The 25,819-nt window shown below is 40.7% G+C and carries 27 protein-coding genes and 1 riboswitch; of the genes, 8 read left to right on the top strand and 19 right to left on the bottom strand.

The features are described 5' to 3' along the window. Positions 1-102 precede the first annotated feature (102 nt). Positions 103-1,554 (top strand): IS1182 family transposase, encoded by a 1,452-nt coding sequence (locus B7E07_RS01895; RefSeq protein WP_080843532.1) that lies wholly within the window; start codon positions 103-105, stop codon positions 1,552-1,554. A gap of 447 nt (positions 1,555-2,001) precedes the next feature. Here the strand turns inward: B7E07_RS01895 and speB are convergent, their stop codons facing one another. Together speB and speE are read right to left on the bottom strand one after the other, a co-directional pair. Then, entirely contained in the window at positions 2,002-2,877 is an 876-nt protein-coding gene (gene speB / locus B7E07_RS01890) for an agmatinase (protein WP_080843800.1), read from the bottom strand. Between the two features lie 54 nt (positions 2,878-2,931). Further along, complete coding sequence (speE, locus tag B7E07_RS01885) at positions 2,932-3,759, bottom strand: spermidine synthase (protein ID WP_066442262.1); 828 nt, start codon at positions 3,757-3,759, stop codon at positions 2,932-2,934. Positions 3,760-4,235: 476 nt separating this feature from the next. Here speE and B7E07_RS01880 point away from each other — a divergent pair, with 476 nt between their 5' ends. Continuing rightward, the gene (locus B7E07_RS01880; RefSeq protein WP_080843799.1) at positions 4,236-6,320 is read left to right on the top strand and encodes a transglycosylase domain-containing protein; all 2,085 of its coding nucleotides are present in this window, start codon (positions 4,236-4,238) and stop codon (positions 6,318-6,320) included. Between the two features lie 183 nt (positions 6,321-6,503). On the opposite strand, the gene B7E07_RS01875 is transcribed toward B7E07_RS01880, so the two are convergent. Then, entirely contained in the window at positions 6,504-7,010 is a 507-nt protein-coding gene (locus B7E07_RS01875; protein ID WP_080843798.1) for a YwhD family protein, read from the bottom strand. 16 nt (positions 7,011-7,026) lie between these two features. Continuing rightward, the gene (locus B7E07_RS01870; RefSeq protein ID WP_080849075.1) at positions 7,027-7,686 is read right to left on the bottom strand and encodes a site-2 protease family protein; all 660 of its coding nucleotides are present in this window, start codon (positions 7,684-7,686) and stop codon (positions 7,027-7,029) included. A 192-nt stretch (positions 7,687-7,878) separates the two neighbouring features. On the opposite strand from B7E07_RS01870, the gene B7E07_RS01865 reads away from it, so the two are divergent. Beyond that, positions 7,879-8,067 (top strand): 2-hydroxymuconate tautomerase, encoded by a 189-nt coding sequence (locus B7E07_RS01865; RefSeq protein WP_080843797.1) that lies wholly within the window; start codon positions 7,879-7,881, stop codon positions 8,065-8,067. Between the two features lie 46 nt (positions 8,068-8,113). On the opposite strand, the gene B7E07_RS01860 is transcribed toward B7E07_RS01865, so the two are convergent. The 3 genes from B7E07_RS01860 to B7E07_RS01850 form a co-directional block, all read right to left on the bottom strand. Then, positions 8,114-8,623, bottom strand: coding sequence for a YwgA family protein (locus B7E07_RS01860; RefSeq protein WP_080843796.1), 510 nt, complete (start codon positions 8,621-8,623; stop codon positions 8,114-8,116). 55 nt (positions 8,624-8,678) lie between these two features. Next, positions 8,679-9,989: an HD domain-containing protein gene (locus tag B7E07_RS01855; RefSeq protein WP_080843795.1), complete on the bottom strand. Its 1,311-nt coding sequence runs from the start codon at positions 9,987-9,989 to the stop codon at positions 8,679-8,681. Between the two features lie 284 nt (positions 9,990-10,273). Beyond that, positions 10,274-10,498 (bottom strand): YuzB family protein, encoded by a 225-nt coding sequence (locus tag B7E07_RS01850; protein ID WP_080843794.1) that lies wholly within the window; start codon positions 10,496-10,498, stop codon positions 10,274-10,276. 334 nt (positions 10,499-10,832) lie between these two features. Here B7E07_RS01850 and B7E07_RS01845 point away from each other — a divergent pair, with 334 nt between their 5' ends. Further along, the gene (locus B7E07_RS01845) at positions 10,833-11,606 is read left to right on the top strand and encodes an RsfA family transcriptional regulator (RefSeq protein WP_080843793.1); all 774 of its coding nucleotides are present in this window, start codon (positions 10,833-10,835) and stop codon (positions 11,604-11,606) included. A 524-nt stretch (positions 11,607-12,130) separates the two neighbouring features. Here the strand turns inward: B7E07_RS01845 and B7E07_RS01840 are convergent. Both B7E07_RS01840 and pta read right to left on the bottom strand, forming a co-directional pair. After that, positions 12,131-12,976, bottom strand: coding sequence for an octanoyl-[GcvH]:protein N-octanoyltransferase (locus tag B7E07_RS01840; RefSeq protein WP_080843792.1), 846 nt, complete (start codon positions 12,974-12,976; stop codon positions 12,131-12,133). A 444-nt stretch (positions 12,977-13,420) separates the two neighbouring features. Further along, positions 13,421-14,398, bottom strand: a complete 978-nt coding sequence (pta, locus tag B7E07_RS01835) for a phosphate acetyltransferase (RefSeq protein ID WP_080843791.1) — start codon at positions 14,396-14,398, stop codon at positions 13,421-13,423. A gap of 343 nt (positions 14,399-14,741) precedes the next feature. Here pta and hemQ point away from each other — a divergent pair, with 343 nt between their 5' ends. The 3 genes from hemQ to gerQ all read left to right on the top strand — a co-directional run bounded on the left by hemQ (position 14,742) and on the right by gerQ (position 16,762). After that, a complete protein-coding gene (gene hemQ, locus B7E07_RS01830) occupies positions 14,742-15,488 on the top strand; it encodes a hydrogen peroxide-dependent heme synthase (RefSeq protein ID WP_080843790.1) in 747 nt (248 codons plus the stop codon). 317 nt (positions 15,489-15,805) lie between these two features. After that, positions 15,806-16,228 (top strand): cell wall hydrolase, encoded by a 423-nt coding sequence (locus tag B7E07_RS01825; RefSeq protein ID WP_080843789.1) that lies wholly within the window; start codon positions 15,806-15,808, stop codon positions 16,226-16,228. A 39-nt stretch (positions 16,229-16,267) separates the two neighbouring features. Beyond that, on the top strand, positions 16,268-16,762 hold the full coding sequence (gerQ, locus tag B7E07_RS01820; RefSeq protein ID WP_080843788.1) for a spore coat protein GerQ: 495 nt from the start codon (positions 16,268-16,270) through the stop codon (positions 16,760-16,762). 85 nt (positions 16,763-16,847) lie between these two features. Here the strand turns inward: gerQ and B7E07_RS01815 are convergent, their stop codons facing one another. The 5 genes from B7E07_RS01815 to B7E07_RS01790 all read right to left on the bottom strand — a co-directional run bounded on the left by B7E07_RS01815 (position 16,848) and on the right by B7E07_RS01790 (position 20,477). Next, entirely contained in the window at positions 16,848-17,801 is a 954-nt protein-coding gene (locus B7E07_RS01815; RefSeq protein WP_080843787.1) for an ABC transporter substrate-binding protein, read from the bottom strand. Between the two features lie 10 nt (positions 17,802-17,811). Continuing rightward, positions 17,812-18,339, bottom strand: coding sequence for a hypothetical protein (locus B7E07_RS01810; protein WP_080843786.1), 528 nt, complete (start codon positions 18,337-18,339; stop codon positions 17,812-17,814). 216 nt (positions 18,340-18,555) lie between these two features. Further along, positions 18,556-18,745, bottom strand: a riboswitch (cobalamin riboswitch). A gap of 65 nt (positions 18,746-18,810) precedes the next feature. Beyond that, positions 18,811-19,182, bottom strand: coding sequence for a DUF423 domain-containing protein (locus tag B7E07_RS01805; RefSeq protein WP_080843785.1), 372 nt, complete (start codon positions 19,180-19,182; stop codon positions 18,811-18,813). Between the two features lie 53 nt (positions 19,183-19,235). After that, positions 19,236-19,541: a YwdI family protein gene (locus B7E07_RS01800; RefSeq protein ID WP_080843784.1), complete on the bottom strand. Its 306-nt coding sequence runs from the start codon at positions 19,539-19,541 to the stop codon at positions 19,236-19,238. 264 nt (positions 19,542-19,805) lie between these two features. Beyond that, positions 19,806-20,477 carry a uracil-DNA glycosylase gene (locus B7E07_RS01790; protein WP_080843782.1) on the bottom strand — a complete coding sequence of 224 codons (672 nt, stop codon included), beginning with the start codon at positions 20,475-20,477 and terminating at the stop codon, positions 19,806-19,808. Between the two features lie 167 nt (positions 20,478-20,644). On the opposite strand from B7E07_RS01790, the gene B7E07_RS01785 reads away from it, so the two are divergent. Further along, positions 20,645-20,977, top strand: coding sequence for a YflT domain-containing protein (locus B7E07_RS01785; RefSeq protein WP_080843781.1), 333 nt, complete (start codon positions 20,645-20,647; stop codon positions 20,975-20,977). Between the two features lie 48 nt (positions 20,978-21,025). Here the strand turns inward: B7E07_RS01785 and B7E07_RS01780 are convergent, their stop codons facing one another. The 5 genes from B7E07_RS01780 to B7E07_RS01760 all read right to left on the bottom strand — a co-directional run bounded on the left by B7E07_RS01780 (position 21,026) and on the right by B7E07_RS01760 (position 25,819). After that, on the bottom strand, positions 21,026-21,574 hold the full coding sequence (locus B7E07_RS01780) for a chromate transporter (RefSeq protein WP_080843780.1): 549 nt from the start codon (positions 21,572-21,574) through the stop codon (positions 21,026-21,028). Next, positions 21,571-22,104, bottom strand: coding sequence for a chromate transporter (locus tag B7E07_RS01775; RefSeq protein ID WP_080849074.1), 534 nt, complete (start codon positions 22,102-22,104; stop codon positions 21,571-21,573). The genes B7E07_RS01780 and B7E07_RS01775 overlap by 4 nt, the downstream gene beginning before the upstream one ends. 74 nt (positions 22,105-22,178) lie before the next feature. Further along, the gene (locus B7E07_RS01770) at positions 22,179-23,786 is read right to left on the bottom strand and encodes a gamma-glutamyltransferase family protein (RefSeq protein WP_080843779.1); all 1,608 of its coding nucleotides are present in this window, start codon (positions 23,784-23,786) and stop codon (positions 22,179-22,181) included. A gap of 180 nt (positions 23,787-23,966) precedes the next feature. Then, positions 23,967-24,410 carry an Lrp/AsnC family transcriptional regulator gene (locus B7E07_RS01765; protein WP_373886036.1) on the bottom strand — a complete coding sequence of 148 codons (444 nt, stop codon included), beginning with the start codon at positions 24,408-24,410 and terminating at the stop codon, positions 23,967-23,969. A 389-nt stretch (positions 24,411-24,799) separates the two neighbouring features. Continuing rightward, positions 24,800-25,819, bottom strand: a complete 1,020-nt coding sequence (locus B7E07_RS01760) for a thiazole biosynthesis adenylyltransferase ThiF (protein ID WP_080843777.1) — start codon at positions 25,817-25,819, stop codon at positions 24,800-24,802.

Below are 25,819 nucleotides of genomic sequence, written 5' to 3'. Positions count from 1 at the left end.
GAGGGCACTGAAAAAGTCCATTTAAGTCAGTGAAACATTTACTGTTTCACTGGCTTTTTGTTTTATAATAGAGGTATTAACTTATCGCAGGTGGTATATAAAATGATCTCCAACCAACAATCCCTTAGTTTCAGCCCCTATTTACAGATATACGATCTTGTTGTTCCACAAGATAATATGCTTCGTCAAATCAATGATCTTGTGGACTTCAGCTTTATTCTAGAAGAGTTAGAATCAAAGTACTGTCTAGATAACGGTCGTAATGCCGTTCACCCGATCCGTATGTTCAAATATCTCTTGCTTAAATCCATTTTTAATTTATCAGATGTAGATGTGGTCGAACGATCAAAGTATGATATGTCCTTTAAATACTTCCTTGAAATGGCGCCAGAAGATCCTGTTATTGACCCCAGTTCCCTAACGAAGTTTCGTAGGCTTCGTCTAAAAGATGTGGATTTATTAGATATGCTTATAAATAAAAGTGTTGAAATCGCATTAGAGAAAGACATCATTAAAAGTAAAACGATTATTGTTGACTCAACTCACACAAAATCCCGTTATAATCAAAAGTCCGTTAAAGAATTTTTACAGGAAAAATCAAAGAATGTACGTCGGTCTGTCTACCAAATCGATGAATCGATGAAAGAGAATTTACCGGCCAAAACAACAACGAATAGTGTTGAAGATGAATTACAGTACTGCGAAGATCTTATTACCGCCATCGAATCAGAGCCAAGAATTTCAGAATTACCTGCGGTGAAAGAAAAGTTAAATGTATTAAAAGAAGTCGTTGAGGATTGTACAGAACAGTTGAGTTTTTCCATGGATCCAGATGCCAAAGTAGGACATAAATCGGCAGACTCCTCTTTTTTTGGATACAAAACACATTTGGCAATGGCTAACGAACGGATTATTACGGCAGCGGTGATCACAACTGGAGAGAAAAGTGATGGAAAATATCTTCAAGAATTAGTTGAAAAAAGCATCAAAACAGGAATGGAAATTAAAACGGTTATTGGAGATACGGCCTATTCTGAGAAAGAAAATATTCGTTATATAAAAGAAGAAAATTTGGAACTTGTTTCAAAATTGCATCCACATGTAACGCATGGTACGCGAAAAAAAGAGGACGAATTCACGTTTAATAAAGATGCAGGAATATATGTGTGTAAGGCTGGCCATTTGGCGATCCAAAAGAAATTTGAAGAAAGAAAAGGTCAAGATCGAAATCCAAGAATTAAATATTTATTTGATACGAATAAATGCAACACTTGTCCCTTACAAGAGGGCTGTTATAAAAAAGGAGCGAAAACAAAATCCTATTCTGTCACAATAAAATCGACAGAGCATAAAGATCAGGAAGCATTTCAAAAGACGGTTAAATTTAAAGAGCTATCTCGAAATCGATATAAGATTGAGGCTAAGAATAGCGAATTAAAACATGCACACGAGTATGAAACAGCGAAATCCTCGGGTTTATTTGGCATGCAAATTCAAGGGGCAACCACCATATTTGCGGTAAATATAAAACGAATTCTAAAGTTAATAAAGTAAGAAAATGGACAACATAGTCCAAAATTAAGGGATTCAGACAAAAATAAAGCCAATTTCTTTCTAATAATAGACAGAAATTGGCTTTTTTATCTTTATAAGATTTTACCAGGTTAAAGAAAAACGAAAAACCTTAAGAAAATCAGTGCCCTCGCCTTCGCTCCTGCGGGGTCTCAGCTCCCCACTCGTCCCGCAGGAGTCTCGCACCCCTCCGTTCCAATCAACAGAAACACTGCAAAAATGCTATGTTTCTAAAATCGATTATTAAAACAATAATCCTTTAAAAAAGCATAATGAACCCTAGCCCACTAGCAAGCTTAAAAGGCGCCGACAAAAGTTAAGTTGCACTGATCTTTTTAAAATAAGCTGCTGCTTTGAAACTTCTACTGTGCTAACCATTAAACTTTCGGAAAACACAAAAAAACGGAGACCGTCGTCTCCGTTTTTTTCTTATTTCTGAATCCACCCAAGAATCATTTCACGCAGAAGTTTGCTTGCTGTGTTTGCTGTTTGTTCTGAATGATCGTAAATTGGAGCTACTTCTACGAGGTCAGCACCGACAACGTTTACTTCAGAACGGGCAATTTCATGAATGGATGCGAGCAGTTCTCGCGAGGTGATACCGCCTGCATCAACTGTTCCTGTTCCAGGTGCGTGAGCTGGATCAAGCACGTCAATATCGATTGTCACGTATACCGGACGGCCAGCCAGCTTAGGCAGGATTTCTTTTAATGGTTCAAGCACTTCGAATTTTGAAATGTGCATGCCAGCTTCTTTTGCCCATTGAAATTCCTCTTTCATGCCGGAACGGATGCCAAAGGAGTATACATTTGGAGGGCCGATTAACTGTGCTGCTTTTTTGATCGGTGTTGAATGAGATAAAGGCTCTCCTTCATAATCATCGCGAAGGTCAGTATGAGCATCCATGTGAATAATCGCCAGGTCAGGATATTTTTTATACATTGCTTTAATAACCGGCCAAGAAACGAGATGCTCACCGCCGATACCAAGTGGAAACTTGCCGTCTTTTAAAAGTCCATCGACATATTCCTCGATCATCTCAATGCTTTTTTGCGGATTTCCGAATGGAAGCGGAATATCGCCTGCATCAAAGTATTTTACTTCCTCTAGTTCACGGTCAAGGTATGCACTATATTCTTCAAGTCCAATTGATACCTCGCGTATGCGCGCTGGGCCAAAGCGTGAACCTGGGCGATAGCTGACGGTCCAATCCATCGGCATTCCGTATAATACCGCTTCGCTTTCCTCGTAATTCGGATGACTTTTAATAAACACATTACCAGAATAAGCTTCATCAAAACGCATGTCTTATATCCCTCGCTTTATGTATAAAAGCAGGCATGAGCCTGCTTCCTTCTATTATTTCACTAGATCTTGTACAAATTTAGGCAATACGAATGCAGCTTTATGAAGCTCCTTCGTATAATATTTCGTTTCAATCTCATGGAAGCGCTCTTCGCTTACTTCTAATGGATCATGCTTTTTAGAGCCTACTGTGAATGCCCACATTCCACTTGGATATGTTGGAATGTTTGCTGTGTAAAGGCGTGTGATCGGGAAAATTTCTTTAACATCCTTTTGAACGTCGCGGATTAAATCTGCTTTGAACCAAGGATTATCAGATTGTGCAACAAAGATTCCGTCTTCTTTCAATGCCTTTGAAATACCTGCATAGAAGCCTTTTGTAAATAAGTTAACAGCTGGGCCAACAGGCTCAGTTGAATCAACCATGATGACATCATACTCATTTTCACTGTTGGCAATATGCATAAAGCCATCATCGACTTGAACATCCACACGAGGATCATCAAGCATGCCTGCAATTTCAGGCAGATACTTTTTAGAGTATTCGATTACTTTTCCATCGATATCAACAAGTGTTGCTTTTTTCACGCTTGGGTGCTTCAGCACTTCACGAATAACGCCGCCGTCACCGCCGCCTACTACAAGAATGTTTTCAGGATTTGGATGTGTGAATAATGGAACATGCGCCACCATCTCATGGTAAACGAATTCATCTTTCACAGAAGTCATGACCATATCATCAAGCAAAAGCATGTTGCCCCATTCTTCCGTCTCTACCATATCTAGCTTTTGAAAATCTGTCTGTTCTGTATGTAAAGTGCGCTTAACCTTCATTGTAATACCAAAATGATCTGTTTGTTTCTCAGTAAACCAAAGACCCATTTTATTCAACCCTTTCTTTTTTAAAAAAGTATTTACCTTCTAGAAGAAAACAAAGATTCAACCTTTATACTTCCCTAAAGGCATAAATACAAACATCAGAAAAAGTATAGTTGATTCTAGCGAAAATGCAAGAGAAAAAAACTTATGAGAGACTGTTTTGTTCTGTTTTACAGTACTAAGCTTATTGATTGAAACGGAAGGGTGCGAGACTCCTGCGGGAGAAGTGGATAGGTTGAGACCCCACAGGCGTGAGAGCGCCAATGAGGCTCAGGCTTCCACCCGCGGAAAGCGAATACCCTGGAGTGGAAATCTATCAACCCCTTTACCTCATCTATAAACCTGAAAACTAACATATTTTTATTTTTACTGGTTAACCAATAGCATTATTTTTAACACATTCATGTTTAAAATAACAAAGATATTTAAATACTAGTAGAAGTGGAAATTTATACATAAATGAAAGCGGGGTGGCTTGAATGGAGATTATGACAGATCAGCGGTTTCGGAAAACGTTTAAATATTTGCGGGCCTTATTTTTTGCGGCTCTCATTATGCTTGGGATTTCAATCCTTTTAGTGATCGGTATTTTAGTCTATGCAAAGGTACTCGGGCCGCCTCCGCTCACGGTGCCTCAATCTTCATTAATTTTGGCTGACGATGGGACAGTCATCGGTGAAAGTCATAATGGAGAAAAGCGTTATTGGGCAAGATTGAAGGACATGAGTCCAGAGCTGATTAACGCTACCATTGCCATTGAGGACAAAAGTTTTTATGAACATAACGGTTTTGACTATAAACGAATTGCCGGTGCTGCCCTTGCTGATCTAAAAGCAATGGCAAAGGTTCAAGGAGCAAGCACGATCACTCAGCAATATGCCCGCAATCTCTTTCTTGCCCATGAAAAAACATGGAAACGAAAACTGCGTGAAGCATTTTATACGATTCGCCTGGAAATGAATTATACAAAAGATGAAATACTTGAAGGCTATTTAAACACCATTTATTACGGAAATGGTGCATATGGGGCTCAGGCGGCAAGCCAGTTTTATTTTGGGAAGGACACTAGTGAGCTTACACTTGCTGAAGCCTCCATGCTGGCAGGCATTCCGAAAGGGCCAAGCATTTACTCACCCACTTCCTCTCTTGAGAAAGCCAAATCGAGGCAAAAAATTATTTTAACGACCATGCATGAGGATGGCTACATTCAAAAGGCTGATATTGAGACAGCCATTAATGAACAGCTTACTATCATTGGCGAGCACCCTCACAACCAGACGGAGACCGCACCGTACTTTCAGGATGCCGTCCGCTCAGCATTAAAGAATCAGCTGAAGCTTGATGAGCACACCATTGAAACAGGCGGATTAAAGGTCTATACGACCCTTGATCTAAAACAGCAGAAAATAGCTGAAGATACTGTTAAAAACACAGTTTCTTCCGAAAGCAATATTCAAGCAGGATTAGTAGCAATGGATCCAAAGACAGGTCATGTAAAGGCTTTGGTTGGCGGCCGGGATTATGAAGAAAGCCCTTTTAACAGAGCGATACAGGCTGTAAGACAGCCGGGTTCTACTATTAAGCCGCTTCTCTATTATGCAGCTCTCGAAAGCGGTTTTACACCCGCTACAATGGTTCGCAGTGAACCGACAACCTTCCGTTTTGATGACGGCAGAGCTGAATATTCTCCGCATAATTTCAACAGTAAATATGCGGATGGCGAAATTACGATGATGCAGGCACTCGCCCTTTCTGACAATATCTATGCGGTCAAAACTCACTTATTTCTTGGCGAAGATAAGCTTGTAAACACGGTCAAAAAATTTGGAATTTCATCTGAAATGGCCGAAGTTCCTTCCCTTGCACTTGGAACCTCAGGCATTCGGGTGATTGAGCTTGCCGGCGCCTATAGCATGCTGGCAAACGGCGGAAGAGAAATCTCGCCTGTTTTAATCACCAAAGTTGAAAATCATAAAGGTGAAATCATTTATGAAAATAAAAATAGCACCGAGCAAACATTAAAGCCTGAACTCGCTTTTGTCACAGCGCATATGATGACAGGTATATTCGACAGAAGATTAAATGGATATACGAGCGTAACCGGGAGCACCTTGAGCGATGAACTAACTAGACCTTATGCAGGCAAATCAGGCTCGACAGAAACAGACAGCTGGATGGCGGGCTTTTCACCTCAGCTTGTGACCGCCGTATGGACAGGCTATGATCAAGGGCAAAGAATAGAGCTTGCTGCCGATAAGGTCTACGCAAAAGATATTTGGGCAGGTTTTATGGAGGAAGCGCATAAAGGATTGCCTGTTAAAGGGTTCAAATCGCCGAAAGGCACGGTTGGCGTTTATATTGAACCGGAATCAGGCCTGCTGGCTACACAGAACTGTCCTGTAAAAAGGCTCACTTACTTTGTATCAGGGACCGAGCCGACCGAATATTGTTCTTCCCATCTGCCGCAATATGAAGAATTTGAACAGAAACCAGAAGATCACAAGGAAGAGAAACCAGCAGAAGATGTGCCATGGTTCCGAAAATTTTTCCGCTGGGGTACGTAGATATGTGATCAAAATGTGAAAAACCTCAAGGAAGAAATCCTTGAGGTTTTTCGTGTCCTAGTTCTATACCGTGCATCTGCACTGTAAATTAGTTTACTTTTTTTATTTCCATTGAGCAAGTGTTTCGAAAAGTACGTCAATAAACTGTCACATTTTAGACAAATATATGGACTTTTTTACCTTTTACGCTTGCAAATCTTGTTTAAGCTGATCTGAAGATCTTTCCCACATACCCTCATCGTGTTTTTTTAAGAATTGAGCTAAAATTTCTTTCGATTTCGTATCCATATGATCGACGATGATATGATGTTTCATTGATTTATCCATTCTGTTTACATGCTCTGGAAGTGATTTATAACCTCTGCGAATTGAACGATCAACGGTCATTTCACAGGCAGTCACACCAGCAAAATAAGGGCCTTCTTCTTTTCGATTAATCGTCACCCAAATCAGCCAATATGGTTTACCGTTTGGCACCTCTTCTTTCGTTTTCAAGAATTTAATGCCACGCTCCACCGCGCTTCTTGCATGCATCGCTCCAATTTCAATGGAAGCTTCCCCTGCATCAACATCAATAATAACCGGTGAAACATTATCCAGACTGAAGCTTCCCACACCAAAGCCGCCATGCCCTTCAGTCGGATCATTTTTAATAATGTTAAATTCTAAGCTTTTCTTTTTATCAGACATCCTCTAAACCTCCATATTAAGTCATAAATAATCGATAAAAGAACTCATCTAATCCTCCACTAAGGAAAGGTAAAACTGTTTCAAATATCGGCTGAATCGTATAATCGCCTAAAGGCGTAATCACAAGAATGATAAAAATAAGTGAACCATACACTTCAAATTGTGTCATTTTCGCTCTAATATTTGCTGGAGCCAGGTCTTCAATAATGCGATATCCATCTAATGGCGGGAGAGGCAGCAAGTTAAAAACAAATAGCACCAGATTTAAATTAATGAAAGTATTTAAAAACTCGTTAACAAACATAGGGGTAGATGCTAATAACCCAAGACCTCCCAGTCCATACCAGATGATAAAAGCCAAAATGGCCATTAATAGATTGCTCAATGGTCCTGCTATGGAAACCGTTATACCGGCTAATTTTGGATTCTTAAAATGATAACGATTGACAGGCACCGGTCTCGCCCAGCCAAAACCAGCGATTAGAATTAAAATCGTTCCGATCGGATCCAAATGCTGGATGGGATTTAATGTGACTCTGCCCTGATTTTTGGCCGTTGGATCACCAAACTTATAGGCCGTGTACGCATGGGCAAATTCATGCACCGTAAAAGCAATTATTAATGTAATAATAACAAATGGAAGTTGACTGAGAGGAAACGCCAACACACTCTCCAAAAAGTCCAAAGCTCCAGCTCCTCACTGAAAGTATTCGATCATTCTTTTATATGTATGGAATCATCTAGTAAAATTATACATGATCTAAACGTGAATGTGAAAAGATCACGGCAGAAACAGCGCTTGCATATAAGGCAATTTTATGAAAAACTACTTTTAGAATACAAATTATTGCAAGAGGAGGTTTGTCATATGCCTTATGTAACAGTGAAAATGCTAGGCGGCCGTACAGAAGATCAAAAGAAAGCACTAGTAGAAAAGGTAACTGATGCGGTCAGTGAAACAACTGGAGCTCCAAAAGAAAATGTTGTCGTGTTTATTGAAGAAATGGAAAAAAATCATTATGGTGTCGCAGGCGTACGTTTGAGCGACAAGGAATAAAAATGAAAGCCGGACTTTTTTATAGTCCGGCTTTTCATATCCCTGCTTATTGCAGCCCAGCTTTATTTTTAAGAGACTCTATATAAGCATATGCCTCTTCAATTTCCTCATCTGTATAACGCTGCTTGCTTTTGAGAGTAAATACTTTTTCCTTTACCTCTTCTTTAGGGAGATTATCAAAATATAAAACCGTCGAAACAAGCTCAAGAAATCTAGCATTCTGCTCATTCATATCTTGTAGACATTCCTGCAGATAAGGCATATTTGTTTCATGTAAGCCTAAAAATTCACGGCCGCTGTCTGTCAGTGCATAACGGTACTGATAATAGCCGCCTTTTTTCTCTTTCACTTCATTCACAAATCCCATATTGCACAGCTCTTCCACCCTTAAAGTCAGTTCTTCTGAATAAGGTCCGTAAAAATGAAATTGAAACCGCTCTTGAAATGGAAAATCTATTTTCCTCGCAATATAGATCATTTTCTGCAACTTTTTGCGTCCAATAATTTCATCGGCATCAGCAATGGCCTGCATTAGCTTTGCGTGGTCTTTCAACAAGGCAAGTCATCTCCTACTTCAATTAGTACTGTGTCTATTACATATCGGGGCCTGATTACATTCGTTCACTTATTTCCAAAAGCTCTCGAATTTGCTTTTTGATTTTGGGGTTCGTGCTATTGTCTCTTAATACGTCAACAGGATAATAAAGCTTATGGTCTGTTCTTCTTTTTCCTGAGACAGCTTCCACAATAGAAGATTCACGCGACAGTTCACGGATATCCCCATTTTTCATCTGTAAATTGATTGGCAGCCGCTCTTCTTCTTCGCCTGGACGGTAAAAATCGTACGGCAAATCAGATGAAGAGTCGACAACTAAGTAATATTCAGGATCAAGACCCACTTTTTCAAACAGCCTTGACAGCTCAGCCAGTTTTTTATATTCCTTGGCAGGATCAAATTCAGCATACTTAAAGAGATTGCGATTCATAAATCTGCAGCAGAGATCCCTCAAGATCGAATCGTCCTCTTCCTGCCACATTTGAAAGTAATAAAGGACAATCGATTCGTCCAGCTTGACGTAATCTTCAACTGTCACTTTGCCTTCAAAGAACGAATAAAAATGAGTAGGCTCAAGCTTAAATGCATACTTTTGATGAAACAGATCCTTAGCACGGTGCAGTATTTTAGTCAGTATAACCTCTGCACTTCGCGTGACAGGGTGAAAATAGACCTGCCAATACATCTGATAACGGCTCATGATATAGTCTTCAATTGCGTGCATGCCACTATGTTTGATTACAACCTGATCTTCCTGCGGCCGCATAACGCGTAAGATTCTTTCCATATCAAAATGACCATAGCTCACACCGGTAAAATAAGCATCGCGCTGCAAATAATCCATCCGATCGGCATCGATCTGACTGGAAATAAGACTAATGACCAGCTTGTTTTTAGAGGTTTTAGCAATAACTTCCTGTACTTTCTTCGGAAAATCTTCCCCAGCCCGGCGAAGCACTTCATTAACTTCGGTATTTCCTAAAATGATCTCCTGCGTAAAATGTTCATGATCTAGATCAAACACCTTTTCAAAGGAATGAGAAAAAGGTCCATGCCCTAAATCATGAAGCAAGGCAGCGCATAAAGATAAGAGGCGATTTTCGTCATTCCACTCTGGTCTCCCTCTAAACACATCGTCAGAAATTCTGCGTACAATTTCATACACTCCAAGGGAATGGTTAAAACGGCTGTGTTCTGCTCCATGGAAGGTTAAATACGTAGTGCCAAGCTGTTTAATTCTTCGAAGTCTCTGGAATTCTTTCGTGCCAATTAAATCCCAAATAAGCCTGTCTCTTACATGAACATACCTGTGCACGGGATCTTTAAATACTTTTTCTTCGCTTAATTTTTCCGACGAATAAGCCATTCTTTCCCTCCGTCAACTTGAAGATCAGTTCAAGAGGCTGTCGTTGATACAGCCACTTCAAATATGTGTTTCGTCCATTATAGCTAAAATTAAGTCTCCATTCACGCGGCATTTTTCCGATTTAGAGGGAAAACTGCTTCACGACAAGGCTTCTGCACAGCAAAAAAAATTTTCGACTTTTTCCATATACCCCTAACAAGGAATCTATTAACAGCCAGCCTCCGAAATACCTAATCTATAATCGAATTAAAAAATCACCTAAAGACGTATGGTCAGGAGGCGATTTATTTTTTTAACTTTTTATTGATTTTTTCCATTAATTCTTCTTCTGTCAGTGCTGCAAGCGGACGATTATTAACAAAGGCAAATGTTTTCTTCCTGCCTGGACCGCAATAGGATTGGCAGCCAACATCAATTGGGGCCTCTCCATCGATCTCCTTCAGCTTTGGAATCAACGTTTTAAGATTTACTGCCTGACAATCATCGCAAACACGAAATTCGTTTGCCATCTTTACAACCCTCTCTTCGTCATAAAACGACATAAGCTAAAGGGTATTTTACAATTTTTTAAAACTGAATGCAAGCTGCAGAGATTAGCATTAGAGACGTATTTAACCAGATTTAATGGTCATCAGTAGTGTGATTCCTCATTTCGCTTAATTGCCGCAGCCCACTTTGCAGATATGTCCTTTTTGTGAACCTTCAAATTCACGAAAGAAAACATACCTATCTATTGAAAAACTCTACTATCCTGTTAAACACGGATGTATAAATACTTTCATTGTTGTCAATCCTTTAGATAGAGCTTCATAAAAAGTGAAAAGACATATGGGAGTTGAGGATATGAAAGTACGACAAGATGCATGGACTGATGAAAATGACTTATTGCTCGCTGAAACAGTTTTAAGACATGTTCGGGAAGGCAGCACGCAATTAAATGCGTTTGAAGAGGTAGGAGATAAACTGAACCGGACATCAGCTGCCTGCGGTTTCCGCTGGAATGCAGTCGTTAGGCATCAATATGAAAAAGCATTACAGCTTGCCAAAAAACAAAGAAAACAGCGCCAGAGAATGCTAGGCAAAGAACAGGCCGGCAAAAAGAAACTGCTATACTCTCCGCCAGTGCCAAGCATGCAGGATATGGAATCTATTATTTCTCCGGAAGACGATACCTTTGAATTTGAAATGCCTGCAGCTGAGGAAACGGCTGAACGAACGGGAGCCGAAGCAGAAGGAACGGAGATGGAGCAAGAAACAGTTTACAATGTTCCTAGCTATCCTTCTATACAACAGCCTAGTATGCGAACAGGAATTGAATTAGACGATGTAATAGCTTACTTGAAAACATTAAACCACACTGATATTCAAGCAGATATATTAAAATCGGAAAATCAAAGACTTAAACGCGAAAATGCCGATCTGAGATCTCAGAATCATGAACTCGAACTTAAGATCAGCAAACTCGAACAAAACACCGTCACGATTCAAGAGGATTACGAAACACTAATGAACATCATGAACAGAGCCCGAAAACTCGCCATCCTTGACGAAGAAGAACGCCCAGCCACCAAATTCAAAATGGACCGAAATGGCAACTTGGAAAAAGTAGCTGAGTGACCCGAAAAGCGGAGGCGGCTTGCTCAGCTGCGACAAGCTTAAGACGAGCCAGACAGAAGGTCGCCCTTTGACCTTATGGCTGGATTGACTTAAGACCTCGAGCAGCTAGCCGCCGGAGCTAGACATTTCGAAAAGCGGAGGCGGCTCGTTCAGCCCCGACAAGCATAAGACGAGCTGGCATAAAGGTCGTTCTTTGACCTTTAGGGCAGATTGGCTTATGACCTCGAGGGGCTAGCCGCCGGAGCTAGACATCTCGAAAAGCGGAGGCGGCTCGCCCAGCTGCGACAATTCGTCTTTACCGAAATACGGCTGATTTTACAGATACACCAGTATTATTTACGGAAACAAGCAAATTTTCACGGAAATCCATTCCTTTTTACGGATAACCGTATTCATCCTTGTTTACAAGCTTACTGAAACAGCATATTTATAAAAAATAGATAGCCTTATTGGAGAAGTTGGCAGCAGCACCATTTAAAGAGCCGTGAGCAGGTTTGCTCACGGCTTTTGAATATACGCAAATATTAAATAATGTCTGCCATAATCTTGGCGTTTCGATCGACGACTCTTTTCAAGTAGCCTTCATATAACACCGTTTCTTCTGGAGACATTCCTGCTGAATAAAGGTGCTCACTTCTGTTTTTTATAGCATTCAGAATGCGGAACATCAAGTCATTAACCGTCAATTCTGTATTTAATAGCTCTGAAAGCGAAGCCATGACAGCCGGTTCAATATCTGGATATACCAGCTTTGTAACAGCATCCTTCTTGGCTATCGAATAAAACTCTCTAATTAACTCAGCGCGCTCACTGCCGCTTTTATTTACACAAAGATAGATTTGAACAGCGATGCCTCCCCGCAGCCTGCGCTGTGATATACCAGCAAATTTCTTGCCGTCAATGCTCAAATCATAGCTCCCTGGGCAATAAGAGCCTACAATTTCTCTTGCTTCTATCTCTTTATGAAAATCAGAAAACATTTCCTTAATAAGCTGCCACATGGCTTCATATCCACGATTGATGTCAATGCTTTTTTCATGCTCAGAAAATAGCAATGATAGATTTAGCACTCCCTCATCCAGCACAACCGCAAGGCCTCCTGAATTTCGGACAATAACGTCATATCCTTGTTCCTTTAAAAAAGCAACTCCTTCTTTTAAGTAGGGCAGCTTTGTATCCTGGATGCCAAGAACGACTGTATTTCCATGCACCCAGCTCCTGGCCGTTGGAGGTGATATTCCAGAACCAATGGATTCGCACAAGCTATCATCCATCCCAAAAGAATGCAAGGCACTTAAGTGAAGTCCTGTTACGGATTCATCGATAATTCTCCACTGCTTTTGCTGCAACAAATCTTGAACAGCACTCATATTATAAATCCCCTTTTCGGAAAAACATTTCTAGTAAACAAGAGTATTATAGCAAGAATGAAGCCAATAGTGAAAGACTGTACAAAAGGAATTGCATAGAGGGAAATGCAGGGTGAGTGCCATTTTCAGGCACAAAAAACAGAATGGGGTCACAACCGAGGGGCCATTTTAATTAAAATGGTCCATTTTGAGGTTTGGATTGTCCTAAATATAAGAAAAAGTAAGAAAAACCAACTCTAAAATACCCAAAAATTACGTATATTCGCCGTCCAGAAGATATATTCGCCGTAAAAGCCAACTTATCCGCCGTTATTTTAATATATTCGCCGTTAAATTTTTTTATCCGCCAAAAACACGCATATATCCGCCAAACCCAATCTCCCCCCTCATGCCTCACCCACATAAAAAATGGCCAGTCCCAACCGGGTCTGACCATAATCCATTTTATTGATTTAATGCCTGCGCTGCTGTAATTAAAGCAAGCTTATAAACGTCTTCCGCATTGCAGCCGCGGGATAGGTCATTTACTGGTCGGTTTAATCCTTGTAAAATCGGACCAACCGCTTCAAAATTACCTAAGCGCTGAGCAATTTTGTAGCCGATGTTTCCTGCTTCAAGACTTGGGAAAACAAATACATTTGCATCGCCCTGAAGCGGAGAGTTTGGTGCTTTCTTTTCAGCAACAGATGGAACAAATGCTGCGTCAAATTGGAATTCTCCGTCTAAGATTAATAAAGGATCGCGTTTTTGTGCTTCTTGCACTGCTGCTGCAACCTTTTCTGTTTCAGGAGATTTTGCAGAACCTTTTGTTGAGAAGCTTAACATCGCAACGCGTGGTTCGATATCAAACATTCTGGCTGTTTTTGCACTTTCAATCGCGATTTCAGCAAGGTCGTTGCTGTCTGGAGCGATATTGATCGCACAATCTGCAAATACATACTTCTCTTCATCGCGCACCATGATGAATACGCCAGACGTTTTGCCAACGCCTTCTTTCGTTTTAATAATTTGCAATGCCGGTCTTACTGTGTCAGCTGTTGAATGTGCTGCTCCGCTGACAAGTCCGTCTGCTTTGTTGAGGTATACTAGCATTGTTCCGAAGTAATTCTCATCAAGAAGGATTTTGCGTGCGTCTTCTTCTGTTGCTTTCCCTTTACGTCTTTCAACAAATGCAGCCACAAGCTCGTCCATCATTGCAAAATTGTTTGGATCATAGATTTCAGCTGACTCTAAAGATACATTTAAATCTTTCGCTTTTGCTTCGATTTCTGCAATGTTTCCGATTAAAATCGGTGTAATCGATTTTTCTTCAGCTAAACGGCCAGCTGCTGTTAAGATTCTTTCATCAAGACCTTCAGGAAAAACAATTTTCAGATTGTTTCCTGTTACTTTTTCTTTTAATCCTGAGAATAAGTCGCTCATTTTATTTATTTCCTCCAAGCTATTAAAATTTATGTATAAACCCTAAAAACAAATCGAAATGATCTACATTCCTAGCATACCCCACACATAATAAATTTCAAGGATTTCACATTTTTGTTATCGCTTTCACATTAAATGTCTTTCTATTCTGTCATTGATTGTTCACAATACCCGCTTCTCTCGTTAATATTTCGTTTCTCTCTTTAAAATATCCGTAAAATTAATTTCGAAACTTTTTTAAGATCCATCACCTAAGTTTAATCTTCAAGTTTTATTCACATGGTATATGGTCAAACTATGTTATAGTTATTTTGTGATAAGTACATATATAGGAGTGATTTTCATGAGTGAAGCAGCCAAGACTCTTGACGGCTGGTATGTGTTGCATGATTTTCGTAGTGTAGACTGGACTACTTGGAAGATGCTTTCAAGCGAAGAGCGCCAGGAAGCCATCCATGAATTTTTGTCTTTAGTGGAAAAATGGAATAAGACGCAGGCAGAGAAAAACGGAAGCCATGCGTTATATACGGTTGTTGGCCAAAAAGCTGACTTTATGATGATGCTTCTTCGTCCGACAATGGAAGAGCTAAATGAACTTGAAACAGAATTCAATAAAACAAAGTTTGCGGAGTTTACAATGCCAGCTCACTCTTATGTTTCAGTAGTAGAGCTAAGCAATTATCTGCCATCTGGTCAAGATCCATATCAAAGCCCTGAAGTCCTGGCACGCTTGTATCCGATTCTTCCAAAAGCAAAATATGTTTGCTTCTATCCAATGGACAAGCGCCGCCAAGGGGAAGATAACTGGTATATGCTCCCTATGGAAGACCGCCGCAGCATGATGAGAAGTCACGGCATGATTGGCCGTCAATATGCTGGAAAAGTAAAACAAATTATTTCCGGTTCTGTAGGTTTTGATGATTACGAATGGGGCGTTACCCTTTTCTCAGATGATGTTCTTCAATTTAAGAAACTCGTTTATGAAATGAGATTCGATGAAGTAAGTGCACGCTATGGCGAATTTGGTTCATTCTTCGTTGGCAACCTGCTGGAAGAAGACAAGGTCAGCCACTTTTTACATGTAAATTAATATATTGAAAGCTCCCTAGGCAAAAACAGCCTGGGGAGTTTTTTTTATACGATCAGAAAGTATTAATGAGTAACGCAGAAGGAGGCGCGACAACATTTAGAAATAGTATACATGCAGTTAATCCTCTGCCTGCCTCCTTTCAGGACTTGCCAATCATTAAAATATCTTTATGACCGCTTTCTTTCATTTACCTCATGATTTTGTTGGCATAAAAAAACAAGCTCCATCATAGGAATGAAATAGTGAGTTGAATTATTTTGATAACCCAGATTTTACATTTCACCAATCAGCCAGAAAACATCTTAGGGGGTGAATGGATGGGTGTTATTGCGTACAACGAAGAAGATGTCAAACTGTTGGCAAGATTGATGAGAGCAGAAGCCGAAGGAGATGGAAATCTTGGCATGCTGATGGTTGGCAATGTCGGTGTGAATCGGGTGCGGGGTGACTGTCTTGATTTTCGCGATATCCGATCCATTAGGCAAATGGTCTATCAAAATCCCGGCGGCTTTGAAGCGACTCAAAAAGGTTATTTTTATCAGGGAGCCAGACAAGGAGAAATTGATTTAGCCCGGAAAGTCATTAAAGGGCAGCGAAATCATCCTGCAAGCAATTCTTTATGGTTTTTCCGTCCTGCAGGTAATTGTCCGTCTCAATGGTATAACCAATGGAATTCCGGCCGGTATAAGGCACATTGTTTTTATCAGCCGACACAGCAGGATTGTCCGACTGTTTTTTAGCATGCCTAAGATTATAGGAATCATTAGGAGGGAAAAGAAATGAGTCAATCAAATTTCAATCAATATCCTTATTATGGTTACCAGCAACAACAACAACAACAACAACAGGCTTACACAGCAGCACCGAAAGCAAATACTTATCCTGTTCAGCAGCCTGTTGCCTACCCGCCGCAAATGCCTACTGGAGCTATGCTTCCGGCCACTGGCGGTCAAGCACCAACTCAAGCGCCGCAAGTTCCTGGCATGCTGCCGATTGAGCAATCGTATATTGAGAATATTCTTCGCTTAAATAAAGGAAAGCTGGCGACCGTTTACGCTACATTTGAAAACAATACAGAATGGAATGCCCGCGTATTTAAAGGTCTTATTGAAGCAGCAGGAAGAGATCACCTCATTTTGAGCGATCCGGAAACTGGTTTACGATACTTAATCCCAATGATCTACTTAGATTATGTAACATTTGATGAAGAAATTGAGTACGATTATCCAACATTTGGCGGCGTGCAGGGATTAACTCAATATTCCCCTAGATAAATGCATTCCATTTAATAAAAACCATACAAAAAGCGTGAAAGGAATTTCTTTCACGCTTTTCTTTTTGAGCTATTCTGCAAAGTGATTATTGAAAAACTTCAGGATATACCGTTTCTGCCACCAATTGCACAGCTTCCCCAATACGCGGTCCAGGTCTTGATGTAATATCACTATCAAGCTGATACACAGCATCGCCAGAAATAGCAGCAATTTGGTCCCAGCCTGTACGGCCCTTTAATTCCTCGATTGGATGATCAACATAGTTAACAGTCGTTGCAATCACTTCTGGATTGCGGCTGATGATGTCTTCTTCTGATACCTTAATCCATCCTTCTTGATCTCCAAACACATTCCCCACATGTGCTGCCTTTAAAATTTCCTGCTGGAATGTATTGCTTCCTGTTGTATAAATGTCTGGAGCAGGGCTAATCTCTAAATAAAGCTGCTTTTCTTGCTCAATTCCTTCCAGTTTTTCATCAACTGACGCGATTTGCTCTTGGATGCTTTGGACAAGCTCTTCACCCTTTTCTCCAACGCCCATTACATCAGCGATTTGCTGAATATCTCCATATACGTCTTCAAATGTTAAAGCAGACTGAATGACGAAAACAGGGATACCAGAATCAATAATCGGCTGCAGCTGCTCTTCTGCACCAACCGTATATGCGATTACGACATCAGGGTTCAGCTCAATGACCTTCTCAGCATTAACGGTCATCGAATCGGAAACCTTTTCGATTTCCTGAACTTCTTCAGGATAATTATCGACATCTGTGACCCCGACAACTTTATCACCAGCATCTAAGGCAAAAAGAATTTCTGTATTACTTGGCTGCAGTGAAACAACGGTTTCAGGCACTTCTTCAAACGTTACCTCTGTTCCCATATCATCTGTTACGGTATATGAAGCAGATTCTTCTTCCTGCGGCTGTTCTGATTGCTCATTCCTTTCAGTGTTATCTTCTGCTGTATTACACGCGCTTAAGAAAAGAATCAACATAAAGGATGATAACCATCCTGCGAATTTTTTATTTTTCATTCATATTCCCCTATCTCATTTTATATGATTTGCTTGTAAAGCGGATTTCCTCTACTCCGCTCACTTTATTGACATATACAGCCATCACAAATAATACATTGGCCAGTAAATGCGTATAATCAAACAAGATGTCTGGAACATTTCTTTCCAGACTGACTTTATGTAAGGCACGGACCGATTTCTTTGCTTCACTTCGGCAAACATGTAAAACACATGCTGCTTGCGTGCCTTGTGGAAGGAGAAAAGTTCTAATCTCTTCTTTCACTTCCTCTACGTATTCATCGTAAAGACTGCTTAGCGATTGTAAGTCATCTTCTGAAATGGCCAGTTTTCCGCGTACAGACCCATTCAGATGATACGCCATCGGCAGCAGCCCCATTAAATCCTGATGCACTTTCGGGATATCTGCTGTTAAAGAAGCCGCTTCTCCAATTCTTGTTGTCAATGAATCTGTGCGAATTTCATAATCAACCGTCGAAGCCGATTCACGCATAAACGGGTAGCATAAAAAGCGATTGTCTTTTCTCTCCATTTTCATCCACCTCCCTATTTTTAAAATTCGATTGCTTTCGATGCAACTGGGCAGGCTGGCTTTTAATTTTAAATAAGACTTCCAGCCCTTAAAAAAGTGAATGATCTTTTACTCCATATAAAGAAGCCGCCCAAAAAATTGGCCGGCTATACATCCATATTTGATTACACAACAAATACAATCAAACATAACACCGTACAATTCTCTTAACTTCCGAAGAGTAAAATACTTTCAGAACTGGCAGGTATCCTGGCTTGTGCTTCATCCTAATTTAAGAACCTTCCCATTTGTAAAAAAACAAACAGTGGTTTCTTCTTATTTCGTCAGCACTTACAGTTGCGGAGACAGCTTCGGTTTTACACCGAATTCCCTATTAAGCTGATTGCTCAGCACCAATTCGTTTCGTTTCTATTCACTTAAAATCAGTTTACCATATTTTAAAAAGGACATATGGTTTCTTTCCGACAGAATCTTGCATTATAAATATTTCACTGCTGCAATAATGAGCAATACCCATGCAGCTAAAAAGGACAATCCACCAAGCGGCGTAATCGCTCCAAGCACACTAATTTTCGTGAGTGTTAACACATACAGGCTTCCAGAGAATAAGATAATGCCTCCTACCATCAGCCATCCTGCAGTTGATAAAAGAGAACTTGCCGGCAATTTCCCAAGCAATACTCCGATAATCAGCAGTCCAGTAGCATGGAACATTTGATAGGTAACACCTGTCTTCCATGTTTCCAAATACTTTGGCTCTACTCTGCCTTCTAAACCATGAGCACCAAATGCACCTAGGGCAACTGATAAAAATGCATTAATTGCTCCTAAAATAATAAATAATTTCATGCCAAATCCCCATTTCGCTTCTATTGAATTAATTCTCTACTTTTTAAAGAAAATTAAAAATCAAACAATGAATCTCCATTTGCTTCATCTTCCATTTCCAGCCTTTTCGCCGGCTGAATCGCTGGCACAGGAGTCTGCGGCAGAATCTGAGGCTGTGGCTGCGGCTGTGGAACTGGCACAGAATATGAAACAGGCATAGAGCTCATCTGCTGCGATTCTCCGCCATTCTCTAAAATCAGCTCACAAAGTGATTTAATGGCATGTACTCTTTCTCTAACTAAAGAACTTTGAGTAAGGCCTTTTGCTTCCCTTAGCTCTTTTTCCATTTTTCCTAAAAGCTGCTGAACAGATATACTCACATTTTTCACCTCTGTTTCATCATTACTCTAAATATTATCAAGTTTTCTTTTCAAAACGCAAACACGGCACTCCTGATGCTCTAAATACGTCAAGCGAAGGCAAGCGTTTTGTCTTAAATCCGTATGCCCTGCAGCCTTTTGGATGGTTCTGATCCCATGTAATATAAAAGAATTTACATTTAAAACAATCCACTCTCTTACTGTCCATCCTGACTCAGCCTTTCGCGAATTCTGTCTGTTTCACATGAAACAAACAGGATTTTGTCAAATATCGTCTATTTTCCAATGTATCTCTTTCTGCCCTTGTGCCTTTAAAAGGGCATTTACCTTTGAAAAGGGTCTGCTTCCAAAAAAGCCTCTTCTTGCTGAGAGCGGACTTGGATGTGGAGATGTAATCACCTGATGTTTTTCCAGATTTAACAATTTCATCTTTTCTTGGGCTGGCTTGCCCCAAAGAATAAAGATAACGGGTTCTTCCCGTTCATTCAACTTTTTTATGATTTCATCGGTAAATTGTTCCCACCCTTTTCCGCGGTGTGAATAGGCTTCACCTTCTCTAACGGTTAACACGGTATTTAACATTAATACACCTTGCTGTGCCCATTTTACAAGATACCCATTATTTGCAGGCTGGATGCCTAAGTCATTCTCAAGCTCTTTATACATATTTCGAAGAGACGGAGGAATCTTCACTCCAGGCTTCACCGAAAAACTTAGTCCATGCGCCTGCCCTGGTCCATGATAAGGGTCCTGGCCTAATAAAACCACTTTCGTGTCAGCAAATGCTGTATCGTTTAAACTATTAAAAATATCCTGTTTAGGAGGATATATCGTTTCCTGTTCATATTCCTTCTCAATAAACTCGATTAGCTGCTGAAAATAAGGCTTTTCCATCTCTGCTTTTAAAATTTCCTGCCAGTCATTTTGCACTAACATGTACGTCTTTCCTCCTCTCTCATTCTAGTTATTATCTTCCCGTCATTTATCTAGTATAAAGCAGAAATGAAAATAATAGGTTTTAAAATTTTCATAGCGGATAAATATATACTAGCAGGGACAAGCTCCCGACTATCATAAAAATAATTGAATGGAAGGTGCTAAATATGTATAAAGTTGAAGTTGTAGAAAATGGTGTGCAAGCTACAAACACAATCGATATGTTAAATAATCAAGGGTATTCAAAAGAGCATATTTATATTTTCGCTCATGACAAAGATCGTTCTGAGAATCTAACAGATGCAACAGATACTGGCTCTGTCGGCATGAAGGAGCAAGGTTTATTTGACTCTGTTGGTAATGTCTTCAAAAAGCGCGGAGACGAGCTTCGCACTAAATTTGAATCACTTGGTCTAACAACAGCTGAAGCTGAGCAATATGAAGAAGTACTAGACCATGGAAAATTAGTCATTGTAGGCTCTGATTCTGCAGAGAAATAAGAATATATAAAAAAGCCCGAATCTGTTGATTCGGGCTTTTTTCTGTCGTTAGTGAATACCATATTGAATGATTCCTGTGACCGCTCCTATTGCCAGCGCAATCACGATGACTAAAGCAGGATGCACCTTCACTTTCTCCATTAAGATATAACTGCCCACCACAAGGAGCAATGTATATAGTGTTCCCGTACTAACAATAGAATCCTTAACAAACTGATACGTCAGCACACCCAGTAAAATGGCGATGACAGGTCTAACATTATTTGAAATATTTTTCACCTGAGGAGTATCTTTATATTTTAATAAAATCGCCATTAAAAGGAGCATAAGCAGTATGGATGGTGCTACTGTGGCAAACAGTGCAACAAGACTTCCAATGATGCCGCCTTCAGTAAACCCAATATAGGCGGCCATTTTTGTTGCGATTGGTCCAGGCAATGCGTTCCCCGCAGCAAGCACTTCACTGAATTCTCTTGAGGTCATCCAGCCATATTGGCCAACCACCTCATTTTCTACAAGTGGAATGCTTGATGGGCCACCGCCATAGCCAAGGATTCCTGGAATAAAAAAGGCTAAAAAGAGCTGCCAATAAATCATGAGGTGCCCTCCCCCCTTTTACGTTCCGGGATAAAAGCAATTAAAATCATCAAGACAATTAAAATACCCGGATGAATATTTAAAAATTCCATAATGACAAGAGAACCTGCCAAAAATGCAATGGCCTTTTTCCATCCTAGGGAGCTGCCGGATTTTTTAATAAAGTCCCAAGTCATAACAGCAAGCATCACGGCAACAACCGGTACAACGGATGCGGACATATGCTGTACCCATGGAATATCTTTAAAGGTCTGCAAGAGCTGAAGCAGAAAAATCATCATCAAAGCAGTCGGTGCAACGGTTGCCAATAGAGCAACAATACCGCCAAGGATTCCGCCTACCCGATAGCCGATATAACCGGCCATCTTCGTAGCAATCGGTCCCGGCATTGTATTTGCAAGCGCAAGTGTATCACTGAACTCTTCTTCATCCATCCACTTATATTTTTTGACTACTTCTTGATGTACGAGCGGAATAGCGGATGGGCCGCCGCCAAATCCGAGTATGCCGGAGCGAAAGAAAGCGAGCATTAAGTGCAGATGTGTTTTTCTGTTTTTGCCTGGACTCGGCAGCGGAGCTTCAGGCTGTGTGTTTACAACTGGATTTACCAAGCTGCAATGGATCCATCTGTACGTGATTCGGTTCCGCCCATTAGTACACCCGTTTGCTCATTCCGCCAAATGATTTGTCCGCGCCCAAAGCTGCCTCCATCTGACGTTACATGGATCTGATGACCTTTTCGTGCCAGTGCCTGCACCAGATAATTTGGAAACTCGGGTTCTACATGCACTGATTTGCCTTTTATCCATTGCCACCTTGGCATGTCTAATGCTGCCTGTGGATTCAGCAAATAATCAACCGTATTTGTTACGACTTGAAAATGACCCTGCGGCTGCATATAGCCACCCATAACACCAAATGGTCCCACTGCTTTTCCGTCTTTTGTTAAGAAGCCTGGAATAATGGTATGATAGGTTCTTTTGCCAGGCTGAAGAACATTCGGATGATCGCCTTCGAGCGAAAAGTCATGACCGCGATTTTGCAGGCTGATGCCTGTTCCAGGAATGACAATCCCTGATCCAAAGCCCATATAATTACTTTGAATATAAGAGATCATATTGCCTTCTTCATCCGCTGCGGCCAGATAAACGGTTCCTCCCTTTGGAAGCTCATAAGGCTGCGGATCGGATGCTTCTTCGCCAATTACCCTGCTTCTCTCTTTTGCGTACGCCTCTGATAATAGCTCTTCTGCTGAAATCGGCATATGTTCCGGTTCCGTAATAAATGCCTGACCATCTGTAAAAGCCAGCTTCATTGCCTCAATTTGCTCATGCAGTGCTTCCGCATTTTGCCATAAAGGACCTGAAGATTTCTGCGCATATACATTCAACGCCATTAAAGCCACCATTCCCTGACCATTCGGCGGAATTTCCCAGACATCATATCCTCTATAATTTGCAGATATAGGCTTAACCCATTCTGGCTTATACGCTGCAAGGTCTTCTTTTGTTAAAAATCCATTATGCTTTTTCATAAACTCATCAATCTGATCCGCTAAATCCCCTTCATAAAAGGACCTTGCCTTTGTTTCTCCGATCGATTTTAATGTTGATGCATGCCCCTTCGAGCTCCACATTTCGCCGATTTCCGGTGCTCTGCCATTCGGCGCAAACGTTTCAAACCATGCGGCATATTCTTCAGCGGTAAAATCCTTTTTAAAACGATTGTACGCCATTTTCCAATACTTCCCTAAGATCGGCGTGAGCGGATACCCTTCTTCCGCATAGCGAATGGCAGGCTTTAATGCTTCTGCAAGAGAAAGCTTTCCAAATCGTTCTGATAACGCTGCCCAAGCAGCAGGCACACCAGGTACTGTCACAGGAACAGTCCCGAATACAGGCATTTTTTCATGGCCAAGCTCTTTCACTTTTTCTGCTGAGATGGATTGTGGAGCTGGTCCTGATGCATTTAATCCATGAAGCTCATCTTTTACCCAAACAAGAGCAAATGCGTCACCGCCAATTCCATTCGAAGTTGGCTCAACAACTGTTAAAGCCGCAGCCGTTGCTATCGCCGCATCAATGGCATTCCCGCCTTTTTGCAAAATTTCAAGGCCTGCCTGAGCCGCAAGCGGCTGTGATGTAGCAACCATCCCTTTTTTTGCAAAAACCGTATTCCTTTTTGATGGAAATGGGTGATGTAAGTAATCCATATGTATTCCTCCTCGGCACAGTATATTGATTTTTTAAACTCAAGAATGAACATTTGTTAATCATTTCTTTATTTTTAATTACCAAATGATTATTAAGCATAATATGATTATAAAACATAAATATTCAGAAATCTATGATTTTTATCTAATTTACTTCGAATAACGAAGGACTTCAAGGATTTATAACTTTAAACCGCGTCTGCTTTTAAATCTTCTGAGGAGTATGTTGCTTTCAACGCGGGTGATACCTTCGAGTGCATATAATTCTTCATTAATAAAACGTTCCAGCGCATCGAAATTATCAACAAGGACATGCGTGTGAAGGGTGGATGGCCCTGTCATTTGATAACAGCTCGCTACATTCGGATTTTCAGCAAGAGCTTCAGCAACCTTCACAAGAGAGCTTGGCTCACAGTCAATTTCAAAAAAAGCTGATACCTCCTTGCCAGCCTTGCTGCTGTTGATCACAACAGTAAACTGCTCAATCACACCGTTTTCCACTAAGCGATTGACTCTTTCCCGCACAGCAACTCTGGAAAGACCCAGTTTTTTACCAATATCCACATAAGATAAACGACCGTTATCCGTTAAAAGCTGCAGAATTTCACGATCTACTTTGTCCATAAGGATTCTAGCTCCTCTCTATTTTCACCACTATAAGATCACTAATTTGACTCTAAGTTAAACTTTTTCATAGATTCAGTGTAAACAACCTAAAGACAAAAAGAAAGTAAAATACATGTTTTTTGATCATTTGTTAATCTAACCAAGCATGAACATTTGTTATAAAAAGGGAAATGAATATGCGGAAAAAGGGGAAAAAGAGAAAAGAGTGCAGAATAATAGGGAGTGATTGGGAGAGAGGACATACATTATAGCTAAGAATGACAGCGTGAAGAGGGGAAGAAGATCAGATCATAACAGCTGCTAAGAGGAAGGAAAAAAAGCTGCATAAAAAATAGCTCTAAGCTAAGGGCTGCTTAGAACTATTTATTTCTAGCTATACTAATCACTTATCCAAGAATACGCTGATACACCGATTTCGCATGAGTAATATCCTTTGTGCCATGGATTAGTGCTCTGCCATCCTGAAAAAGAACCATACGCTGCTCCTCCATTTCAATAGAGAGCAGATAGGGATTTCCTTTAATCTCATAGCCTAATGATTTTAGTTGCTTTGAGAGAGTTTCAAGGCTAATGATCATGTCGTGGGGCGGTCTAATTTGCACTGTATCTCTGCCACATAGAACGGCGGTTTTGGTTCGATTTTCACTTTGAAGATATGGGTATGTTCGGCTGGTGCCACACGAGAGGCAGCCCTCATCCTTTGCTTTTGAAATTTTAATATTTGTGTACTGATTATTCCAAAGGTCGAAGCTGACAAAGGATTGCCTAATATGCTCCCAATCTTCTACTAGAATTTTCAAAGCCTCAGCAGACTGATGGGCAATGACCATTTGTACGGCTGGACCTATGATTCCACCAGTATCACATGTCATTCCCTGAATTGGAATTTTCTTTAATAGACAATTTAAGCATGGTGTTTTTCCAGGAATGATCGTCAGGCTCATCCCATAACTGCTGACACATGCTCCATAAATCCAAGGAACGCCATGCTTTTGGGAAGCATCATTTATGAGCATCCGCGTTTCAAAATTATCGGTGCAATCGAGGATCAAATCCACTTCCCTGCACAAATCCTCTATCACTTCAGGTGTCGCATCGCCAATAACAGCCTTTATGTTTAGCTCATGGTTAATTTCTAGTAATCTCTTTTCAGCAGCTGCTGCTTTTGGAAGCTTTTCTATGACATCCTGTTCCGTATAAAGCTGCTGCCGCTGGAGATTGCTTTCTTCGACATAATCACGGTCAATGATGGTGATTTCGCCAACACCTGCTCTTGCAAGCACTTCGGCATTCCCAGAACCAAGCGCTCCAGCACCAATTAGCAAAACGTGCTTTTGGCTGATCATCCTCTGGCCTTCAATCCCAATTGGTGCAAATAGTGTTTGTCGTGAATAGCGATCACTCAT

This window comes from Cytobacillus gottheilii (assembly GCF_900166665.1).
In the GTDB taxonomy this organism is placed as follows: domain Bacteria; phylum Bacillota; class Bacilli; order Bacillales; family Cytobacillaceae; genus Cytobacillus; species Cytobacillus gottheilii_A.
Note: the sequence above shows the minus strand (reverse complement) of the source record. Positions and strands in the feature narration are given on the sequence as shown.